At 66.9% G+C, this 20,037-nt stretch carries 17 protein-coding genes and 1 pseudogene; 11 read left to right on the top strand and 7 right to left on the bottom strand.

What is annotated here, in order from left to right; genetic code table 11:
- Window positions 1-68: 68 nt before the first annotated feature.
- The 3 genes from parC to CA2_RS08725 all read right to left on the bottom strand — a co-directional run bounded on the left by parC (window position 69) and on the right by CA2_RS08725 (window position 5,440).
- Window positions 69-2,420, bottom strand: a complete 2,352-nt coding sequence (gene parC, locus CA2_RS08735; protein ID WP_042415562.1) for a DNA topoisomerase IV subunit A — start codon at window positions 2,418-2,420, stop codon at window positions 69-71.
- 104 nt (window positions 2,421-2,524) lie between these two features.
- Complete coding sequence (locus CA2_RS08730) at window positions 2,525-3,415, bottom strand: lytic transglycosylase domain-containing protein (protein ID WP_052369880.1); 891 nt, start codon at window positions 3,413-3,415, stop codon at window positions 2,525-2,527.
- A gap of 45 nt (window positions 3,416-3,460) precedes the next feature.
- Complete coding sequence (locus tag CA2_RS08725) at window positions 3,461-5,440, bottom strand: DNA topoisomerase IV subunit B (RefSeq protein WP_042415420.1); 1,980 nt, start codon at window positions 5,438-5,440, stop codon at window positions 3,461-3,463.
- A gap of 207 nt (window positions 5,441-5,647) precedes the next feature.
- On the opposite strand from CA2_RS08725, the gene CA2_RS08720 reads away from it, so the two are divergent.
- The 7 genes and pseudogenes from CA2_RS08720 to bamC all read left to right on the top strand — a co-directional run bounded on the left by CA2_RS08720 (window position 5,648) and on the right by bamC (window position 12,922).
- Window positions 5,648-6,841, top strand: a complete 1,194-nt coding sequence (locus tag CA2_RS08720; RefSeq protein WP_042415556.1) for an MFS transporter — start codon at window positions 5,648-5,650, stop codon at window positions 6,839-6,841.
- A 10-nt stretch (window positions 6,842-6,851) separates the two neighbouring features.
- Window positions 6,852-7,013: a hypothetical protein gene (locus tag CA2_RS18255; protein WP_169741461.1), complete on the top strand. Its 162-nt coding sequence runs from the start codon at window positions 6,852-6,854 to the stop codon at window positions 7,011-7,013.
- 42 nt (window positions 7,014-7,055) lie between these two features.
- A pseudogene (locus CA2_RS08715) lies at window positions 7,056-7,870 on the top strand (SDR family oxidoreductase).
- A 32-nt stretch (window positions 7,871-7,902) separates the two neighbouring features.
- Entirely contained in the window at window positions 7,903-8,463 is a 561-nt protein-coding gene (locus CA2_RS08710) for a class I SAM-dependent methyltransferase (protein ID WP_042415417.1), read from the top strand.
- Window positions 8,464-8,501: 38 nt separating this feature from the next.
- Complete coding sequence (locus CA2_RS08705) at window positions 8,502-10,616, top strand: DUF7822 domain-containing protein (protein ID WP_042415414.1); 2,115 nt, start codon at window positions 8,502-8,504, stop codon at window positions 10,614-10,616.
- Window positions 10,617-10,866: 250 nt separating this feature from the next.
- Window positions 10,867-11,763 carry a 4-hydroxy-tetrahydrodipicolinate synthase gene (gene dapA, locus CA2_RS08700; protein WP_042415411.1) on the top strand — a complete coding sequence of 299 codons (897 nt, stop codon included), beginning with the start codon at window positions 10,867-10,869 and terminating at the stop codon, window positions 11,761-11,763.
- 49 nt (window positions 11,764-11,812) lie between these two features.
- Window positions 11,813-12,922 (top strand): NlpB/DapX family lipoprotein, encoded by a 1,110-nt coding sequence (gene bamC, locus CA2_RS08695; RefSeq protein ID WP_042415552.1) that lies wholly within the window; start codon window positions 11,813-11,815, stop codon window positions 12,920-12,922.
- Between the two features lie 176 nt (window positions 12,923-13,098).
- On the opposite strand, the gene CA2_RS17525 is transcribed toward bamC, so the two are convergent.
- Together CA2_RS17525 and CA2_RS08685 are read right to left on the bottom strand one after the other, a co-directional pair.
- On the bottom strand, window positions 13,099-13,377 hold the full coding sequence (locus CA2_RS17525; protein WP_081770617.1) for a hypothetical protein: 279 nt from the start codon (window positions 13,375-13,377) through the stop codon (window positions 13,099-13,101).
- A 160-nt stretch (window positions 13,378-13,537) separates the two neighbouring features.
- On the bottom strand, window positions 13,538-14,665 hold the full coding sequence (locus tag CA2_RS08685; RefSeq protein ID WP_042415408.1) for a cupin domain-containing protein: 1,128 nt from the start codon (window positions 14,663-14,665) through the stop codon (window positions 13,538-13,540).
- 211 nt (window positions 14,666-14,876) lie between these two features.
- Here CA2_RS08685 and CA2_RS08680 point away from each other — a divergent pair, with 211 nt between their 5' ends.
- The gene (locus CA2_RS08680) at window positions 14,877-16,328 is read left to right on the top strand and encodes an aldehyde dehydrogenase (RefSeq protein WP_042415405.1); all 1,452 of its coding nucleotides are present in this window, start codon (window positions 14,877-14,879) and stop codon (window positions 16,326-16,328) included.
- Window positions 16,329-16,487: 159 nt separating this feature from the next.
- Complete coding sequence (locus CA2_RS08675) at window positions 16,488-17,012, top strand: FKBP-type peptidyl-prolyl cis-trans isomerase (protein WP_042415402.1); 525 nt, start codon at window positions 16,488-16,490, stop codon at window positions 17,010-17,012.
- 5 nt (window positions 17,013-17,017) lie between these two features.
- On the opposite strand, the gene CA2_RS08670 is transcribed toward CA2_RS08675, so the two are convergent.
- Both CA2_RS08670 and CA2_RS08665 read right to left on the bottom strand, forming a co-directional pair.
- Window positions 17,018-18,388, bottom strand: a complete 1,371-nt coding sequence (locus CA2_RS08670; RefSeq protein WP_042415399.1) for a ferredoxin reductase family protein — start codon at window positions 18,386-18,388, stop codon at window positions 17,018-17,020.
- Window positions 18,389-18,447: 59 nt separating this feature from the next.
- A complete protein-coding gene (locus CA2_RS08665; protein WP_042415545.1) occupies window positions 18,448-18,783 on the bottom strand; it encodes a PepSY domain-containing protein in 336 nt (111 codons plus the stop codon).
- A 163-nt stretch (window positions 18,784-18,946) separates the two neighbouring features.
- On the opposite strand from CA2_RS08665, the gene CA2_RS08660 reads away from it, so the two are divergent.
- Complete coding sequence (locus CA2_RS08660) at window positions 18,947-19,306, top strand: PepSY domain-containing protein (protein WP_156105997.1); 360 nt, start codon at window positions 18,947-18,949, stop codon at window positions 19,304-19,306.
- A complete protein-coding gene (locus CA2_RS08655) occupies window positions 19,306-19,977 on the top strand; it encodes a response regulator transcription factor (RefSeq protein WP_042415396.1) in 672 nt (223 codons plus the stop codon). The genes CA2_RS08660 and CA2_RS08655 overlap by 1 nt, the downstream gene beginning before the upstream one ends.
- Window positions 19,978-20,037 lie beyond the last annotated feature (60 nt).

Raw genomic sequence — 20,037 nt, 5'->3', positions numbered from 1 at the left:
AGTTAACAGCCTTTTTAGCCTCCAGCGCTGATCCGGCAAGCGCCACCAGCTATCAAAATAAATAAAACTTACTCCGCCCGGAAAATCCCCGTGGGCTTGAACGTCCACCCCGTGGTCTTGCCCTTGGCACCGCGCTTGCCCAGTGCGGCATTCAGCGAACGAATCTCCAGCGACTCCTCCCGCTCCTTGCCGCCGCGGCCCACACCGCTGATACGCACGGAGCGGGTGTAGGCGGCGGCGCCGACCAGGGCGTCCTGGTCTTCGACCTTCATCAGTTGCAGGCCGCGCCCGCCGGTCATGAGCTTGAGTTCGGACAGGGCATAGGTCAGCACGTTGCCGCTGGCCGTCAGGCAGGCGACGTGGGTGGCATCGGGCAGTTCCACGCTGCCGTTGGTGCCGCCGATGACGGAGGGCTGGCACAGGGTTTCGCCGTCCTGGATGGTGACAAAGCCCTTGCCGCCCTTGTTGCGGGCGCACATGGATTCGACCTTGGCGATGAAGCCATAGCCGCCGCTGCCGCTGATCAGCAGTTGCGCGCTGACCGGGCCGGCGAAGTAGCTGGCGATTTTGCTGCCGGCTTCCAGGTCGATCAGGGTGTTGATGGGCTGGCCGTCGCCGCGCCCGCCCGGCAGGGTGGCCACGGGAACGCTGTAGACGCGGCCGTTGGTGCCGAAGACGATGAGCTGGTCCACGGTGCGGCATTCAAAGGTGCCCCACAGCTGGTCGCCGGCCTTGAAGCTGAAGTTGCCGGCCTCGTGGCCGTGGCCCTTGTGGGTGCGCACCCAGCCCTTGTCCGAGACGATGACGGTGACGGGTTCGTCCGGCACCTTGATCTCGGCGGTGACCTTCTTCTCTTCCTGGATGAGGGTGCGGCGCTCGTCGGCAAAGGTTTTGGCGTCGGCCTCGATCTCCTTGACCATCAGGCGCTGCAGGCTCTTGGGGTTGGCCAGGATGTCCTGCAGCTTGCCTTCGTCCTCGCGCAGCTCGTTCAGTTCCTTTTCGATCTTGATGGCTTCCAGCCGCGCCAACTGGCGCAGGCGGATTTCGAGGATGTCCTCGGCCTGGCGGTCGCTGAGGTCAAAGCGGGCGATCAGCGCGGCCTTGGGCTCGTCGCTCTCGCGGATGATGGCGATCACCTCGTCGATGTTGAGCAGCACGATCTGCCGCCCTTCGAGAATGTGGATGCGGGCCTGTACCTTCTCCAGCCGGTGCGTGGAGCGGCGGGTGATGGTGGTCTGGCGGAACTCCACCCACTCCTGCAGCATCTGGCGCAGCGATTTCTGCACCGGACGGCCATCCAGGCCGATCATGGTGAGGTTGATGCTGGCGTTGCTCTCCAAGCTGGTGTGGGCCAGCAAGGTGGTGATCAGGTCCTGCTGCGGGGTCTTGCCGGTCTTGGGCTCGATCACCAGGCGCACGGGGGCGTCCTTGCTGGACTCGTCGCGCACGCCGTCCAGCACGGACAGCACGGTGGCCTTGAGCTGCTGCTGCTCCTGCGTCAGCGCCTTCTTGCCGGTCTTGACCTTGGGGTTGGAGAGTTCCTCGATCTCTTCCAGGATCTTCTGTGCCGACACGCCGGGGGGCAGCTCGTTGACCACCATCTGCCACTGGCCGCGCGCCAGCTCCTCGATGCTCCAGCGAGCGCGCACCTTGAGGCTGCCGCGCCCGGTGCTGTAGGCGTTGCGGATGTCCTGCTCGCTGCTGATGATCTGGCCGCCACCGGGATAGTCGGGGCCGGGGATCAGGGCGTACAGCTCGTCGTCCGACAGGCCGGGCTGCTTGAGCAGGGCCACGCAGGCGCTGGCCACTTCGCGCAGGTTGTGGCTGGGGATTTCGGTGGCCAGGCCCACGGCAATGCCGCTGGCGCCGTTGAGCAGGGCAAACGGCAGGCGTGCGGGCAGTTGGCTGGGCTCCTGCGTGCTGCCGTCGTAGTTGGGCACGAAGTCGACCGTGCCCTCGTCGATCTCGTCGAGCAGCAGCGTGGTGATCTTGGACAGGCGCGCCTCGGTGTAGCGCATGGCGGCGGCGCCGTCACCGTCGCGGCTGCCGAAATTGCCCTGGCCGTCGATCAGCGGGTAGCGCTGGTTGAAGTCCTGGGCCATGCGCACCAGGGCGTCGTAGGCGGACTGGTCACCGTGCGGGTGGAAGCGGCCCAGCACATCGCCCACCACGCGGGCGGATTTGACGGGCTTGGCGGCGGTGTTGTTGTTGGGGCCGCCATAGCTCAGGCCCATGCGCTCCATCGCATACAGGATGCGGCGCTGCACGGGCTTCATGCCGTCGGCCACGTCGGGCAGGGCACGGCCCTTGACCACGCTCAGCGCGTATTCCAGGTAGGCGCGCTGGGCGTACTGGCCCAGCTCCAGGGCATCACCCGAAGCCTGGGTGGAGAGGTCCAACAATGGGGTGTGTTCGCTCATGGTTTCTTCGTTGTGGCTGCGGGCACTCGGCATCTCCTCCAATGCCGGGGCCCTGCATCTGAATCAGGGACGTGGGTGCGGGCGGTGCGCAACGCGGCGCCGCATCACCGGACGGTGCGCCCTCGGCGGGCCGGCAGGCTGGTGCGCAGGCGCGCGCTGCGGGCCACGCTGCACACCTGCTGGGCAGGCATGTTGCACAGGGTGGAGACGCTGTCGCCGCCCCAGCGGGGCTGCAGGCTCTGGTAGAGGGTCATCACGGTTTTCACGTAATTTTGTGTTTCTTGGTAGGGCGGAATCCGGTTGCCATAGCGCTGCACGGCCCCCTCCCCGGCGTTGTAGGCGGCCACCACCAGGTCGGTGCGGCCCGGAAACAGGGTCTGCAGGTGGCGCAGGTAGCGCGCGCCCAGCGGCACGTTGATGGCGGGGTCCTTGAGCTTTTGCTCCAGCGAGCGCTTCTTGTCGCCCTCCACGCCAAAGCGCAGGGCCGTGTCCGGAATGACCTGCATCAGCCCGATGGCCCCCTTGGGCGAGACCGCCTGGGCGTTGAAGCCCGACTCCGCCGTGGCGATGGCCTTGAGCAATTGCTCGTCCACACCATGCTGGTCGGCGGCAGCACGCAGCTGGCCGGCATGGCGCTGGTAGCCACTGCTTTCGGCAAAGTAGCGCGCAGCGGCTTCGGGGTCGGTGTGCGTCGCTTCGGCCAGGGCACTGGCGGCCGCGCGCACGTCGACAAACAGCGGGCCGTCACCCGGGGGCAGCGGGCTGATGGAGAAGCGGTGGTAGCGCTCGTCCACCTGCTCGGTGGCGTAGTGCAGCTCGCCCTGGAGGTCGACGAAAAACCAGGTGTCCCCTGCGGACGGCGCCGAGGTCTGGACCTGGGCCTGCACGCTGGCCACCATGCCCAGGCTGGCCAGCGCCAGCTGGCGCAGCGCACAGCGCGCACGCGCCAAGCGGGCGCTGGCGCACAGGGTGGTCGAGAGGGCGGCGTTAGTCATCACTCACATTTAAGCACTGTGTGCGCCGTTGGCAAGCCGGACAAATCAGATATCCACCTCCACCGCGTCGCCGTGCAGCTCCATCAGCTCGCGGCGTGCGGCGGCTTCACCCTTGCCCATCAGCTGGCCAAAGATGTGGGCCGAAGCGGCCGCATCCAGGCTGCTGACCTGCACGGGCAGCAGGCGGCGGGTGTCGGGGTTGAGCGTGGTTTCCCACAGCTGCTCGGCATTCATCTCGCCCAGGCCCTTGAAGCGGCTGATCTGGCACTTCTCGCGCGCCACGCCTTCCTTGGCGGCCTTGTCGAGGATGGCGTTCAGTTCGCCCTCGTCCAGGGCATAGACCTTGGCGGCGGGCTTCTTGCCACGCGCCGGCACGTCCACGCGGAACAGCGGCGGCAGTGCGATGTGCACATGACCGGCTTCGATCAGCTTGGGAAAGTGCTTGAAGAACAGGGTCAGCAGCAGCACCTGGATGTGCGAGCCGTCCACGTCCGCATCGCTCAGGATGCAGATCTTGCCGTAGCGCAGGCCGGACAGGTCGGGCGTGTCCTCGGGGCCGTGGGGGTCGACGCCGATGGCCACGGAGATGTCGTGCACCTCGTTGTTGGCGAACAGGCGGTCGCGGTCCACCTCCCAGGTGTTGAGCACCTTGCCGCGCAGCGGCAGCACGGCCTGGGTGGCCTTGTCGCGGCCCATCTTGGCCGAGCCGCCGGCGGAATCGCCCTCGACCAGGAACACCTCGTTGTCGGCAATGTCGCGGCTTTCGCAGTCGGTCAGCTTGCCGGGCAGCACGGCCACGCCGGAGCCCTTGCGCTTTTCAACCTTCTGCCCGGCCTTCTGGCGGATTTGCGCGGCCTTGATGGCCAGTTCGGCCAGCTTCTTGCCGAATTCCACATGGGCGTTGAGCCACAGCTCCATGGCGGGCTTCACGAAGCCCGAGACCAGGCGCACGGCATCGCGGCTGTTGAGCTTTTCCTTGACCTGACCCTGGAACTGCGGGTCCAGCACCTTGGCCGAGAGCACGAAACTGGCGCGCGCGAAAACGTCGTCGGGCATCAGCTTAACGCCCTTGGGCAGCAGGGCATGCAGCTCGATGAAGCTTTTGACGGCCTGGAACAGGCCATCGCGCAGGCCGCTTTCGTGCGTGCCGCCGGCGGTGGTGGGAATCAGGTTGACGTAGCTCTCGCGCATGGGCGCGCCCTGCTCGGTGAAGGCCAGGCACCAGGCGGCGCCTTCGCCTTCGCTGAAGGTGTCGCTGTGCTTGTCGGCATAGCCTTCGCCTTCGAGCAACGGGATGACGGCGTCGGCGGTCAGCGTCTGCTCCAGGTAGTCCTTGAGGCCGCCCTTGTACTGCCACTGCTGGACGTCCTTGGTCTTTTCATTCGTCAGCGTGACGCTGACGCCGGGCATGAGCACGGCCTTGGAGCGCAGCAGGTGCACCAGCTCGCCCATGGGAAGGTGGGGGCTGTCGAAGTATTTGGCGTCGGGCCAGACGCGCACCGTGGTGCCCTGCTTGCGGTCGCCGGCCACCATGGCACGGCGGGCCAGGGGTTCGACCACATCGCCACCGGAAAACGCCAGCGTGGCAACTTCGCCGTCGCGGTGCACGGTCACTTCCAGGCGCGTGGCCAGGGCATTGGTCACGGACACGCCCACGCCGTGCAGGCCACCGGAGAAGCTGTAGGCCCCGCCGTTGCCCTTGTCGAACTTGCCGCCGGCGTGCAGGCGGGTGAAGACCAGCTCTACCACGGGGGCTTTTTCCTCGGGGTGCAGGCCAAACGGAATGCCGCGGCCATCGTCTTCCACACTGACCGAACCGTCGGTGTGCAGGGTGAGCTTGATTTTCTTGCCGAAACCGGCCAGCGCTTCGTCGGCGGCGTTGTCGATCACCTCCTGCAGGATGTGCAGGGGGTTGTCGGTGCGGGTGTACATGCCCGGACGTTGCTTGACGGGCTCCAGGCCCTTGAGCACGCGGATCGAGCCTTCGGAATACGCGGATGCAGAAGTAGAGGGTTTAGCTGCCATGGGGGCGGATTGTAGTTCCGGCCACAGCTCAGTGCTGGATAAATTCACAGTAACCAAGACCAGACTCCGAGTCGCAAAGGCGGCATCGTGCCACCTGATGGCGGGAATATGCAATGCCTATCCCGCAGGTTGCAGCAGCTGGCGAAGCAATTCGCTACATTGCTTTCCATGCAAAACCAATCACAACAATCCATGCAGCGCCTGCCCATGCTCCAGGTGCTGCTGTGCGGGGGCATGGTCGTGACACTGGCCATGGGCATTCGGCATGGCTTCGGTCTGTGGCTGCTGCCCATCACCCAGGAGATGGACTGGACGCGCGAGAGCTTCTCGCTGGCGATTGCCATCCAGAACCTGTCCTGGGGGGTGTTCGGCATCTTCGTCGGCATGATCGCTGACCGCATCGGCGCCTTCAAGGTGCTGATTGGCGGCGCCATCCTGTACGCGCTGGGGCTGGTGGGCATGGCGCTGTCGCCGACCACGCTGCTGTTCACCCTGACCACGGGGCTGATGATTGGGGCGGCCCAGGCCGGCACCACCTATGCCGTGATCTACGGTGTGCTGGGGCGCCAGATTCCGGTGGAACGGCGCAGCTGGGCCATGGGGGTGACGGCCGCAGCCGGCTCGTTCGGCCAGTTCTTCATGGTGCCGGTGGAAGGCACGCTGATTGCCCAGTTCGGCTGGAGCAATGCGCTGCTGATCCTGGCGCTGATGGCGCTGATCATCGCCGTGCTGGCCTTCGGCCTGCGCGAGCCAGGCTTTGGCAAGGGCGCGGTGCTGCGCCGCGAACAGACGGTGGGCCAGGCCCTGAAGGAAGCCTGGACCAACCCCAGCTTCGTGCTGCTGCTGTCGGGCTATTTCGTCTGCGGCTTCCAGGTGATGTTCATCGGCGTGCACATGCCCAGCTACCTCAAGGACTTCGGCATGGCCCCACACGTGGCCAGCATCGGCCTGGCGCTGGTGGGGCTGTTCAACATCTTCGGCACCTACCTGGCGGGCAACCTGGGCCAAAAGTACCCCATGCGCAAGCGCTACGTGCTGTCGGGCATCTACGGCCTGCGCTCGGTGGTGACGGTACTGTTCCTGCTGGCGCCGCTGTCGCCGTGGTCGGTCTATTGCTTCACCGCCGCCATGGGCTTTCTGTGGCTGTCCACGGTGCCGCTGACGAATGCCACCATCGCGCAGATCTTTGGCGTGCAGCACCTGTCAATGCTGGGCGGCTTCGTGTTCTTCAGCCACCAGATCGGCAGCTTCATGGGCGTGTGGCTGGGCGGCTACCTGTACGACCAGAACGGCAATTACGACATGGTCTGGTATGTGTCGATCGCCCTGGGCATTTTTGCGGCGCTGGTGAACCTGCCCATCCGCGAGGCCAGCCTGGTGCGCCGGCCGGCCTCCGCGTAAGATGGCCGGCATGACAAGCGCCGCCCCCTCCTCCCTGCCCCTGGCGCTGCCCTGGTGGCAGCGTGCACTGATCTGGGCCTGCGTGCTGGCCCTGCTGCTGGGGGTGTTTGCCCTGTACACGCTGCCGGACTTCATGGTCACACTGGCCGGCTACATCTGGGCCTGCTTCTGAGCCTGGGCTCCCCGGCCCAGGGGGTGGGCAGGGAGTCGCCTTGTGCCCTGCTTTGTGATCACCGGTGCCTCGGAGGGCGCATCGGCGCTGAACTGGCCCGCCAGCTGGCCCACACCCACCAATCCCAAGTCCAACTGGTGCTGGCCGCCCGCACGGCGGCCAACCTGGCCAGCGTGGCCCAGGCCTGCCGCGAGGCCCAGGCCCAGGTGCTGGTCGTCCCCACCGACGTGTCCGACCCCGCGCAATGCCGCGCCCTGATCGAGCAGGCCGTGCAGCAGTTTGGCGGTATCGACACCCTGATCAACAACGCCGGTGTCTCGGCCCATGCCCTGTTCTCGGACGTGCGCAGCGAAGACCTGCACTGGTACGAGAGCGTGATGCGCACCAACTTCTGGGGCAGCGTGTGGTGCACCCACGCGGCCCTGCCCCACCTGCAGGCACGGCGCGGGCAGATTGTGGCGGTGTCATCGCTGGCCGGCCTGGTGGGGGTGCCGGGGCGCACGGCCTACAGCGCCAGCAAGTTTGCGATGAACGGTTTTTTCGAGGCGCTGCGCGCGGAACTCAAGCCCCAGGGCGTCAGTGTCACCCTGGCCTACCCGGGCGTGGTGGACACCCGCATCCGTTACCACGGCTACAACGCCCGCGGGGAGGCCGCGGGCCGCAGCGGCCTGAAGGAAGACGGTGCGATGCCGGTGGCCGAGTGCGCGCGCCTGATCCTGGCGGGCGTGCAGCACCGCCAGCGCGAGGTAGTGATGACCACGCGCGGCAAGCTGGGGCGCTGGCTCAAGCTGCTGGCGCCCGGCGTGGTCGAGCGCATGGCGCTGGCCGCACTGCAGGACGACATGCAGCCGCACTGAGCCCTGACCAGGGCCGCGTATATTGGCGGCCTATGACTTGCTCTTCCCACGCGGCGGCCGTGACCGCTGCACCTTCCGCATGGGTCCAACGCTTTGCCCACCTGCTGCCCAATGGCGCACAGGTGCTGGATCTGGCCTGTGGCAGCGGCCGCCACGCCCGCTGGCTGGCCGCCCAGGGCCATGCTGTGACCGGCGTGGACCGCGATGCGCACGCGCTGGCCGCTCTGCCCCCGGAAGTGGACACCCTGGTCGCCGACCTGGAAAACGCCCCCTGGCCCCTGCCGGACCGCCGCTTTGACGCCGTGGTGGTGACCAACTACCTGTGGCGCCCACTGTGGCCGCAGGTGCTGGCCAGCGTCCGGCCCGGTGGGGTGCTGCTGTACGAAACCTTTGCCCAGGGCAACGCTGCCTACGGCAAGCCCTCACGCCCCGATTTCCTGCTGGCACCCGGTGAACTGCTGCAGGTCTGCGCTGGCTGGACCGTCGTGGCCTACGAGCACGGTCTGCTGCGCCAGCCCGAGCGCGTGGTGCAGCGCGTGGCAGCCATCGCGCCCGGTCTGACCGCATCGCCCCCCGTGGCGCTGTCTGCCTGATTGTTTGCCGCTCTGGCGCCTTTTCCGCAATTGCCCCCATGCCCAATTACGCCCTGCTGCTGGCCCACGACGAACGCCCGACCGCCACCACCCTCTGGCCCACCGAACCCGGCCTCCCCGGTGCGGTCTGCGAGGGCTGGGCCGAATGGTTCAACCATATGCCGCTGCTGTTCAGCCTGCTGATGGGCGATGCACTGCACTTGCCTGAGCGGGTGCCCTGCAGCTTCTATCAAGAGGCGGACAGCCTCTCGGCCCTGGCCGCGCCCATGGCCCAGGTGCAGGCCCGCTGGGCATGGCTCAAGCACCTGCTGGGCGCCGCGCCCGGCAACTGGCCCGCCGCGCTCGCTCAGCAATGGCAGGCGATTGACCACACCATCACCACCAGCCAGCGCCAATGGCTGCTGCTGGACTGCGCCACGCTGTGCCCGCACGAGCTGAGCACCCCCGAATTTGCCGCCTTCCTGCAGGCCCAGCGCGATCAATGCCTTTTATGGGATTGCAGCGCTTCCAGCCTGCCGCAAGCGCTACAAGCTTTGCAGCAGCACCCGGACCACCAGCTGGGCTGGTGGAGCCCCGCCGTGGTGGCACGCACCGCCACCATCGAGCGCGCCGACAGCGACGACTGGCCCAGTTGGCTGGCCGACGCCTACGAAGAGCGCTATTACGCGGCCTGGGAAGAGGAGATCGATGCCTACCAGGTCATGCCCCGGCGGCACCCGCGCACCGGCCTGCCTTGCCGCACCGAGGACGAGCGCGAGCACTGGCCCGTCGGTCTGGTCACCCCCTATGGCCGCTGGCTGCTGCCGCCGGAGACCGGCGCCCACAGCGCCTTCGCCAGTGGCGGCTGCATCAACCTCAGCTTCCCGCCGAAGACCCCAGGGCAGGATGAACACTGCGGCATTCAGGATGCGAACGGCCTGTGGCTGGTGCACCCCGACCTGGGCCACCGCGAAGCCTGGGCGTTGACCCCGCAGCTGATGCAGTCGCACACCGCGGAGGGCCACTACGCGCTGCACCGCCTGCCCGATCTGGCCTTGCTGCACAGCGGCCTGACGGCCATCGACCTGTTCCCCGACGACCAGTTGATCCGCGCCCGCCGCAGCGACGACACCGTGATGGTGCTGGATGCCGCGGGCCAGCCCTTGTTCGACAGCCCCTACGAGCATGTGCTGAACTTCAACCCCAAGAACGGACTGGCCGTGGCCTTTCAGCGCCAGCGCCCGGGTGACCGCAGCAGCCCCCTGCTGGAAGGTGTGCTGCACCGCAGCGGCACGCTGCGCGTGCCCTGCGCGCTCGCCCAGATCGAGCGGGGCTTCAACGACTCGCCCCCCAAGGTCTTCCCCGGCGGCAAGCTGCTGGCCTACAGCCCCGAAGGTCAGCCCCGCGTGTTCAACACCCAGGGCCAGTTGCTGAGCGCACCGGACCTGTGGTGCCCGCCGCTGGCCCGTACGGTCAAGAAAAACCTGCTGCTGGCCGGCGTTGGCAGCGGGCCCGAGGCCGCCATGGGCTGGTTCTCGCTCAAGGACTTCAGCTTCACCCCCACCGGGGAAACCTGGGGCGACATCACCCAGGCCTTGCGTCGCGGCCTGGAGGGAGACACCGACGTCGAAGTGCGCGTACTGCGCCGCAGCGACTTGGTCGATGCCGAAGACACGGATTGGATGCAGGACGTGGCGCGCACCCTGTGCCTGGGTGATGCCGAGGCGGCCACCGCCCTGGTCGCCACCTGGCGCGCGGCGGTCGCACAGCCGGACCCCGATGACTTCGGCTGGGACACCGAGGACCCGGACTTCGACCCCGACCTGCTGGAGTTGTGCGGCGAGGACAACGATCTGACGCTGTACTGGCAGCACCTGCTGGCCGTGGGGCCACAATTCGCCCGCCTGGACTGGAAGGACGCCGACGGCCTGGCCAGCAGTCGCTGGCTGCCCGGCGCCCACGACTGGCACTGGGACACCAGCACCCAGGGCCACGGCATGGAAGACGGCTTTGACAGCCTGGCGCAGCACCTGGCGCCGCAGCAACTGGCCCTGGTGCGCCTGCGCACCAGCGATGACTCGCTGCGCTTTTTTGTGGTGCGGCAGTCCGATGCCGCGGATCTGCTGGACCGCCTGTCGCACGCCGCCGTCGATGCCTGGGTGCATGCCGCGTGAGCTGCCGCACATGCCTGGCCCACGGACGGCCCTCGGTGTCAGGACCCTTGGCCCATGCGCCGCGCTTGGCTGCGGGTGCCCAGGGGGCAAACGCCCCCAGCAAAGGTCGATTGTTTTTCGCCAGGGCGGCAGAGATTTACATCAAAATAGCTAAAAACAGGGGCCCACACGTTGCCTCTGTGTCTGGCCTGTGTCCGCACTCCGAAAGCGGCTGGGTAGAATGCTTTTTTTCCCGTTTCACTTTGCGGACATGACCACTTCTTCCGTCGCCCTGCAGGGCAGCATCGTTGCCCTTGTCACACCCATGCACGCCGACGGTAGCGTCGACTACCCCAGCCTGCGCAAACTGATCGACTGGCACATTGCCGAAGGCACGAACTGTATCGGCGTGGTCGGCACCACGGGCGAGTCCCCCACGGTCAACGTGGAGGAACACTGCGAGATCATTCGCGTGGCCGTGGAGCAGGCGCAAGGTCGCGTGCCCGTGATGGCCGGCTGCGGTGCCAACAGCACCCACGAGGCGATCGAACTGGCCAAGTACGCAAAGAAGGTGGGCGCCGACAGCCAACTGCAGGTCGTGCCCTACTACAACAAGCCGACCCAGGAAGGCCAGTACCAGCACTTCAAGGCGATTGCCGAAGCCGTGGGCGACCTGCCCATGATGCTGTACAACGTGCCCGGCCGCTCCGGGGCCGACATGCTGCACGACACCGTACTGCGCCTGGCACAGATCGACAGCATCTTCGGTATCAAGGAAGCCACGGGCAACATCGAGCGCGCACAATGGCTGATCCGCGATGTGCCCCAGGGCTTTGGCGTGTACTCGGGCGATGACCCGACCGCTGTGGCCCTGATGCTGTGCGGTGGTCACGGCAACGTGTCGGTCACCGCCAACGTGGCCCCACGCCTGATGAGCGCACTGTGCGCGGCCGCGCTGGCTGGCAACATCCAGCGTGCCATGGAGATCCAGTTCCAGCTCATGCCCCTGCACAAGCACCTGTTCGTGGAAGCCAACCCCATTCCCGTCAAATGGGCCGTGGCGCGCATGGGCCATTGCGGCGGCACGCTGCGCCTGCCCATGACCGAATTGTCGGCCGCCAACCAGCCTGTGGTAGAAACCGCGCTGCGCAACGCCGGTTTGATCTGACCGGTCCTGCCTTTTGCTTTTTGCATCACCCAAGGAATTCCGCGTGAAAGTGACACAACACACCGCCCGTTTGAGCCTGATCGGCTTGGCCGTCGCACTGTCTGCCTGCTCCGTCATTGAAGAGGGCAAGATCGACTACAAGAGTGCCAAGAAGGGCAGCACGCTGGAAGTGCCGCCCGACCTGACCCAGCTCACCAAAGACACCCGCTACACCGCCAGCCCCGACCGCTCGGTCTCGGCCGTGGCGCTGCAGGCCGGTCAGGCCCAGGTGCCGACCGTGGAACGCGCGGCCCCGCTGCAAGTGGGCGACGTCGAAATCATGCGCGATGGCGACAAGCGCTGGCTGGTCGTGAACCGTCCCGTGGACCAGCTGTGGGAACCCACCCGCGAGTTCTGGCTGGACCATGGCTTCAACCTGGCGCAGGAAAAGTCCGATCTGGGCATCATCGAGACCGAATGGGCCGAGAACCGCGCTAAGCTGCCGCAGGACATCATCCGCTCCACGCTGGGCAAGGTGTTCGACTCCCTGTACTCCACCAGCGAGCGTGACCGCTTCCGCACCCGCCTGGAACGCCGCGCCGACGGCAAGACCGAGATCTACATCACCCACCGTGGCATGGAAGAGGTCTACAGCAACACCAACAAGGACTCGACCATCTGGCAGCCCCGCCCGGCCGATCCCGAGCTGGAAACCGAATTCCTGCGTCGCCTGATGATCAAGCTGGGCACCAGCGAAGAGCAATCGCGCGCCCTGGTGGCCTCCAACAAGGCCGTGGCCGCACAGCCCACAGCCGCCGCCCAGATCGCCACCGTCAACGGTCTACCGGCCCTGCAGCTGAGCGAGCCCTTCGACCGCGCCTGGCGTCGTGTGGGTGTGGCCCTGGACCGCACCGGCTTCACCGTGGAAGACCGTGACCGCAGCAAGGGCCTGTACTTTGTGCGCTACGTGCCGCCCAGCGCCGACAGCACCGAGAAGAAGAAGGGCTGGTTCAGCGGCTGGTTCAGCAGCAAGCCCGAGAACAAGCCCGGCCAGTACCAGATCGCCGTGCGTACCGCGGGCGAGAAGACCCAGGTCACCGTGCTGGACGCCAAGGGCCAACCCGAAACCACCCAGGCGGCACAGCGCATCGTGCGCGTGATTGCCGACGACCTGAAGTAAGCACCACCGCCGCTGGCCCCCTGGTCAGCGCCACCGACGCCAGTCCTGCGACTGGCGTTTTTTTATGCGCTGCTCACACGCGCATCAAGCCTTACAAGGCGTAAAAAAACCCGCTGCGCACATGCGCAGCGGGTTTTTCATTCACGCCCCAGCGGAAACCCGCTGGAGGGAGCCAATTACTTGGCTTCGATGGCGGACTTGGCAGCGTCGGCAGCAGGAGCAGCAGCGTCAGCGGCAGGAGCGGCTGCGGGAGCAGCAGCGTCAGCAGCAGGAGCAGCGGCTTCAGCAGCGGGAGCAGCGGCTTCAGCGGCGGGAGCAGCAGGTGCTTCAGCGGCAGGAGCGGGAGCTTCCACAGCAGGGGCTGCAGGAGCAGCCACGGGAGCCTCTTCCTTCTTGCCGCAAGCGACCAAAGCAGCAGAAGCGATCACGGTAGCCAAGATGAGAGAGTTTTTCATGTCAATACCTCTAGGGGTGTAAAAAGTTGGGGGCGGCGCAGCAGACTTGCCGCAATTCCTGCCACCAATGCCGATAGCCAGCATTGGCTTCCCCTGCACAACGGTCCAGTTACAAACTTGGTTTACAGCTTTGCGCACTAAATTTGTAACAAGAACCAAATCAGCCTTCGACGCTGTCGGCCCAGCCGGCATCGACCCAGGACGACAGCAGTTCCAGGGCATCGTCGCTGAACTGCTGCACCTCGCGGCGCGACAGCTGGCGCTCATCGGCCAGCTTGCGCATCAGCTGGGCGTCCTTGCCGCCGGCCAGATAGCTTTCGCCGTTGATGAAGATGTGCTTGGCGTCGTACAGCATGCGGGTACGGCGGTTCAGGCGCACGCCTTCGAGCATGCCGAAATCGTCCGCAGGCTCGAACCAGACATTCGGCTTGGGATCGCTCATGTACTCGCCCAGCGCGCGCTCCAGCGCCAGGGGTTCGGCCAGGGCCTTCTTCAGGGCCTCGCGCGCGAAATCGTACAGGTCGGCGGGGATCTCGGCAGGATGTGCCACAGCAGGCTGCTTGGGGTCCTTGTAGACCACGTCCTTGGGGCACTCGTCCGGGGCATCCGACATGCGCAGGAAGATTTCGCGCGCCATCTCGTCCTGCTTGGGCGAGCGGAAGCCGATCGAGTAGGTCATGCACTCGCCCTCGGCGATGCCGTCATGCGCCCACTTCGGGGGCAGGTACAGCATGTCGCCGGGCTCCAGCACGAACTCTTCCTCGGGCTCGAAGTTGGTCAGGATCTTCAACGGCACATCGGGCTGCAGCGAGAAGTCCTTCTGGCGGCCGATGCGCCAGCGGCGCTTGCCATGAGCCTGCAGCAGGAACACATCGTAGTTGTCGAAGTGCGGACCCACGCCACCCTGGTCAGTGGCGAAGCTGATCATCAGGTCGTCCATGCGCGCATCGGGCACAAAGCGGAACTGCTGCAGCAGCGCATGCGCCTGCTCGTTGTGCAGGTCCACGCCTTGCACCAAGGCCGTCCAGCCGGGCTTGCTCAACGCCGGCAGCTTGCGGCGCGGAAACGGACCGTGCGAAAGCTTCCAGGCCCCATCACCCAACTGCTCGATCAGGCGCGCCTCCACGCCCTCTTCGCCCGCCAGCGCCAGCAGCTGTGCACGATTCAGGATGGGCTTGAAACCGGGGATCGCCTGGCGGATCAGCAACGGTTTCTTGTGCCAGTAGGTGCGCATGAATTTCTCGGGCGAGATACCGCCAAGCAGCGCGATGGGAAGTGTGGTGTCCATAGGAAAGAGCGGGCAACGATTCTGTAAAGCAGCCCCTATTGTCTTATGACCGGCCCCGCGGAGCTTGACCCAGCACAGCTCAACCATGCAGGTCCACCTGATAAGGACCGGCGCACCGGTGCCCCACCTGCACCGACCTTCGGGCAGGCGCATGGCTGTAGGCCAGCGCAGACCTTATACTTGACAGCCTCTCCCGCAAAGGATTTGCCCCATGCTCCAACCCAGCTTGCTGATGGGCGGTCAGGCCGCCACAGCCACCGGCGGCGCCAGCTTTGACCGCCACAACCCACTCGATGGTCAGGTGGCCACGCGCGCACCGGCCGCCACGCCGGACGATGCACGGGCGGCCGTCGATGCCGCCGCCCAGGCCTTCCCCGCCTGGGCTGCCATCGGGCCGGGGGAGCGCCGTGCCCTGCTGATGCGGGCCTCTCAGGCCCTTGCGGCCAAGGGCGAGGCCATCGCGGCCGCGATGGCGGCGGAAACCGGGGCTTCTGGCCTCTGGGCCAGCTTCAACGTGCACCTGGCGGCCGACATGCTGCTGGAAGCCGCGGCACTGACCACGCAGATCAGCGGGCAGATCATCCCCTCCAACATTCCGGGCAGCGTGGCCATGGCCGTGCGCCAGCCCGCGGGCGTGGTGCTGGGGATTGCGCCATGGAATGCCCCGGTCATCCTGGCCGTGCGCGCGATTGCCACCCCCTTGGCCTGCGGCAACACCGTGGTGCTCAAGGGTTCGGAGCTGTGCCCCGCCACGCACGGGCTAGTGATTGAAGCCCTTCAGGATGCCGGCCTGCCGGCCGGTGTGGTGAATTTCGTGACCAACGCCCCTGCGGATGCCGCGGCCGTGGTCGAGGCCATGATCGCCCACCCGGCCGTGCGCCGCGTCAATTTCACCGGCTCCACGCGCGTGGGCCGCCTCATCGGCCAGACTGCGGCCCGGCACCTCAAGCCCGCGATCCTGGAGCTGGGCGGCAAGGCTCCCTTCATCGTGCTGGACGATGCCGACATCCCGGCGGCCGTGGCGGGCTGCACCTTTGGTGCCTTTGCCAATTCGGGGCAGATTTGCATGTCGACCGAACGCATCATCGTGGACGAGCAGGTCGCCGACGACTTTGTGGCCCGGCTCACGGCCCGCGCCCAGGCGCTGCCGCTGGGTGATCCGCGCCAGGGGCCGGTGGTGCTGGGGTCGGTGGTGGACATGCAGACTGTGCACCGCGCGAATGCGCTGATCGACGATGCCCTGGCCAAGGGTGCCCGGTTGCTGTGCGGCGGCAAGGCCAGCAGCACGCTGATGCCCGCCACGCTGCTGGACCATGTGACGGCCGACATGGACATCTTCCGCGAAGAGACCTTTGCGCCGGTCAAGGCCATCGTGCGGGTACGCGGGGTCGAGCAGGCGATTGCCGTCGCCAATGACAACGAGTTTGGGCTGTCCTCGGCCGTCTACGGGCGCGACACGGCCCGCGCCTGGCAGGTCGCGGCACGCCTGGAAACCGGCATCTGTCACATCAACGGCCCGACAGTGCACGACGAAGCCCAGATGCCGTTTGGCGGCGTCAAGGCCTCGGGCTATGGCCGCTTTGGCGGCCAGGCCGGCATCGATGCCTTCACCGACACCCGCTGGATCACCATGCAGACCCGCGAACGCCACTACCCATTCTGACGGGTGGCCCGGGACTGGCAATGCCCGGCACACAGCCAGACCTGGACAGCCATGGGAAAATCCCGCCCAGTGCGCCGCCTGCGCGCCCCCCACGGGGTGCTGCGCAGCCGGCCGTTTTCTTTTTTCCTCTGCGGCACTGGCCGCACAAGGCTGCAACTCATGGACATCACAGAACAATGCGTGGTCGCGCTGACCTGGACCCTCAAAGACACCCTGGGCGATGAACTGGACGTGCTGGACGAGCCCGTGGAATTCCTCGTCGGCGGCGACGACCTGCTCAAGCGCATCGAAGAAGCCCTGCAAGGCCACACGGTGGGCGACACGCTGCAGCTGCACCTAGAACCCGAGGACGCCTTTGGCGACTACATCGACACGCTGATCTTTCTGGAAAAGCGCGAACTCTTCCCCCAGGAGCTGGAAGAGGGCATGACCTTTGAAGGCAGCGCCCTGCCGCAAGGCTGCAACCCCGAGGCCCCCAAGGATGCGCTGTACACCATCACCGAGATCTACCCCGAGCATGTGGTGCTGGACGGCAACCACCCCCTGGCCGGGATTGCCCTGCGCATCGAGATCAAGGTCGAAGCCGTACGCGAAGCCACGGAAGAAGAAGTTGGCCGCGGCAGCGCGGGCACGGGCTTTTTCCGCATCCAGCCCCAGGCGCCAGGCAGCGACCTGCTGCACTGACACGGTCAGCGCATCTGGAACGCCTCCTGGTGCAGGCGCCAGCCACGCTGGCGATCGGCCGCTTGGCGCACCGCCTGCCCCAGCCCGGCGGGCCCGCACAGCCAGATGTCCAGGGCCGTGCCATGCGGCACCAGGTGTTCTGGGCGCAGGCAGTCACCCTGGGCCGCATCGTGCACCTGCAGGTGCACCGGGGGTTGCGCCTGCTGGCACAGCTGCCGCACCCGGGGTAGCACGGCATCTTGCGCCGCATTGCGGGTGCAGTAGTGCAGGTGCGCCGGCTGCAGCACCTCGGTCTGCGCTGCACCGGGCTGCCGTGCCTCCAGCAAGGCCAGAAACGGCGTCACCCCCACGCCCCCCGCCACCCAGACCTGGGTGCGCGCCTGGGCGCCCTGCCCGTCGAAATGCCCGTACGGCCCTTCGATGCGCACGGTCTGCCCCGGCTGCAGGGCCGCATGCAGGCTGCGCGTGTAGTCGCCCAGCGGCTTGATGACCAGGCGCAGCAGCGGGCGCCCATCGGCGGTGCTGCCGCAACTGCCCGGCGCACTGGCGATGGTGAAAGGGTGTGGCCCCTCCAGCCCCTCGAAGCTGGCAAACACGAATTGCCCGGGCTGGTGCCCCTGCCAGGTGGTCGGCATAGCGCACAGCACTTCCAGCGGATCCCGACCGGCCACCGGCCCCAGCAGCTGCACCGCATGCACCTGCCCCCGATGGCTGTTGCGCCCACGGCCGATGCGCCCTGCCAGTGACCACAGGGCGGCGGCGCTGCCAACGCCCAGCAGCACCGCCATCAAGCCCCCCATGGGCAGGCGCCAGAACGACAGCGGCATCAACGCCAGCGTATGGAAGGCCAGCATCAGGTACAGCGCCGGCATCACGCGGTGCAGGCGGCGCCAGGGCCGATAGGGCAGCAGGCGCTGCCACAGCGTCAGGACCACCAAGGCCAGCAGGGCGTAGAAGGCCCACTCCCCCAGGTCCTTGGCGGTGCCGCGCCAATCCACGGCCCAGGCCAGGACGGCGTCGCGTGCCGGGCGCCCTGCGCTCCCCCAGACGTCCTTGATCAGCCCACTGGATTCCTTGGCCCCCCAGTGCATGACCGCAGCCACGGCGGCGCCGATGCCGGCCCATTTGTGCAGGCGGTAGACCTGGTCCATGCCGCCCAGGGGCCATTCCATCCAGCGCTGGCGCAGCGACAGCAGCATGACCAGCGACATCATGCCGATGCTCCAGACGCCGCTGAGGTACAGCCCCTGCTGGCGCAACTGCCACCAGAACGTGGGCTCCGCCACGCCAGCGCCGCCCACCCAGGGGGCCGCCACCGCCATCCACGCCAGGGTCAGCCCCAGCCACCACGCTCCGAAAGCGATCCGCACACGCATACATCCTCCTTGCTGGTTCCGATGCTACGCAGGGCAACCCCAGGCCGCCCTGCCCGTTCTCAATGCTTGACGCGGCTGCGCAGCACGGCGCCAGTGTTGCCGTCCACGTCCAGCTTCACGCGTTCGCCCTGGGCGTTGCGGGCCTTGACTTCGTAGCGGCCATCGGACCACTCCACCTCGCGCAGATCGCGGTAGCCGGCGGCCTCCAGGCGGTCATACACCTGGCGGATGTTCAGCTGCGGCCCCGGGACGGTGGTCGCGGTCTGGGCGGCAGGGGCCGTGGGTGCAGTGGCTGGGGAGGAAGCGGTGGTCTGGGCGATGGCGCCGACGGCCAGACCCGCCAGCAAAGTGGCGGCGGCGAGACGGCGAACGGTGGCAAACTGCTGTGTGTACATGGTGAAGAACTCCTTGTGGGTGTGATGCAGGACCAGCACCGTGCTGGCCTGAAGTCATTCTTCAAAACCCAGGGTGAATGCATGCTGAAGCACCTGTTCATCTGCCATTCATCACCCTGTCGGTATAAGTTGCGGGTGTTCACCTGCACGAGGAAGCATTGCCATGGTCACCCGCTCTTCACTGTCCCGCCTTCGCTGGCCCCCGCTGCTGGGCGCCTTTGCGCTGGGTGGCGCGCTGTGGCTGGGCGCCGGCCTGGACCTGCCCCAGGCCCACTCCGACGAAAGCGACCACGAGCTGGCACGCCAGGCGCTGCAGCAGGGCAAGGTGCTGCCGCTGCGCACCGTGCTCGACCAGGTGGAGCGCCAGTACCAGGGGCAGGTGCTGAAGGTGGAGTTCGAGCACGACGATGGCCACTTCATCTATGAGATGCGGCTGCTGCACCCGAATGGTCAGCTGAGCAAGCTGAAGGTGGATGCCGTCGACGGCCGCGTGCTCAGCGTGCGCAGAAAGGGGCAGGACTGATGCGCATCCTGGTGGTGGAAGATGAACCCACGCTGTGCACCCAGCTGGCCCAAGCCATCGAGGCCGCCGGCCACACGGTGGAGACCGCCGCCGACGGCGCCACCGCGCGCTACCTGGGCGAGGTCGAGGATTTTGACGCCGTGGTGCTGGACCTGGGCCTGCCCGTGGTCGACGGCCTGAGCGTGCTGCGCCACTGGCGCGCCCTGGGGCGCAGCATGCCCGTGCTGATCCTGACGGCGCGCAGCGCCTGGCACGAGAAGGTCACCGGCATGGATGCAGGGGCCGACGACTACCTAGCCAAGCCTTTTCACATGGAAGAGCTGCTGGCCCGGCTGCGCGCCCTGCTGCGCCGCCTGTCGCCGCACAGCAGCGCCGATTGGCAGTGCGGCAGCATCCGGCTGGACACGCGCCAGGCCACGGTCTCGGTCGATGGCCAGCCGCTGGCGCTGACCAGCCACGAGTTCAAGCTGCTGTCGCTGCTGATGCAGCGCGTGGGCGAAGTGCTGTCGCGCACCGAGCTGTCGGAGCACCTGTACCCGCAGGACAGCGAACGCGACTCCAACACCATCGAGGTCTTCGTGGGCCGCCTGCGCAAGAAGCTGCCGCCCGGCAGCATCGAGACCGTGCGCGGCCTGGGCTACCGCCTGCTGCCTGTGGAAGGTGCGGCGTGAAGCTGCCACACGCCCTGTCGCTGCGCCATGGCTCGCTGCGCAAGCGCCTGCTGCTGGGCA

The organism is Comamonas aquatica NBRC 14918, from assembly GCF_000739875.1.
GTDB lineage: Bacteria > Pseudomonadota > Gammaproteobacteria > Burkholderiales > Burkholderiaceae_C > Comamonas > Comamonas aquatica.
The sequence above is the reverse complement of the archived record's forward strand: the minus strand, read 5'-3'. Positions and strand labels throughout refer to the sequence as shown.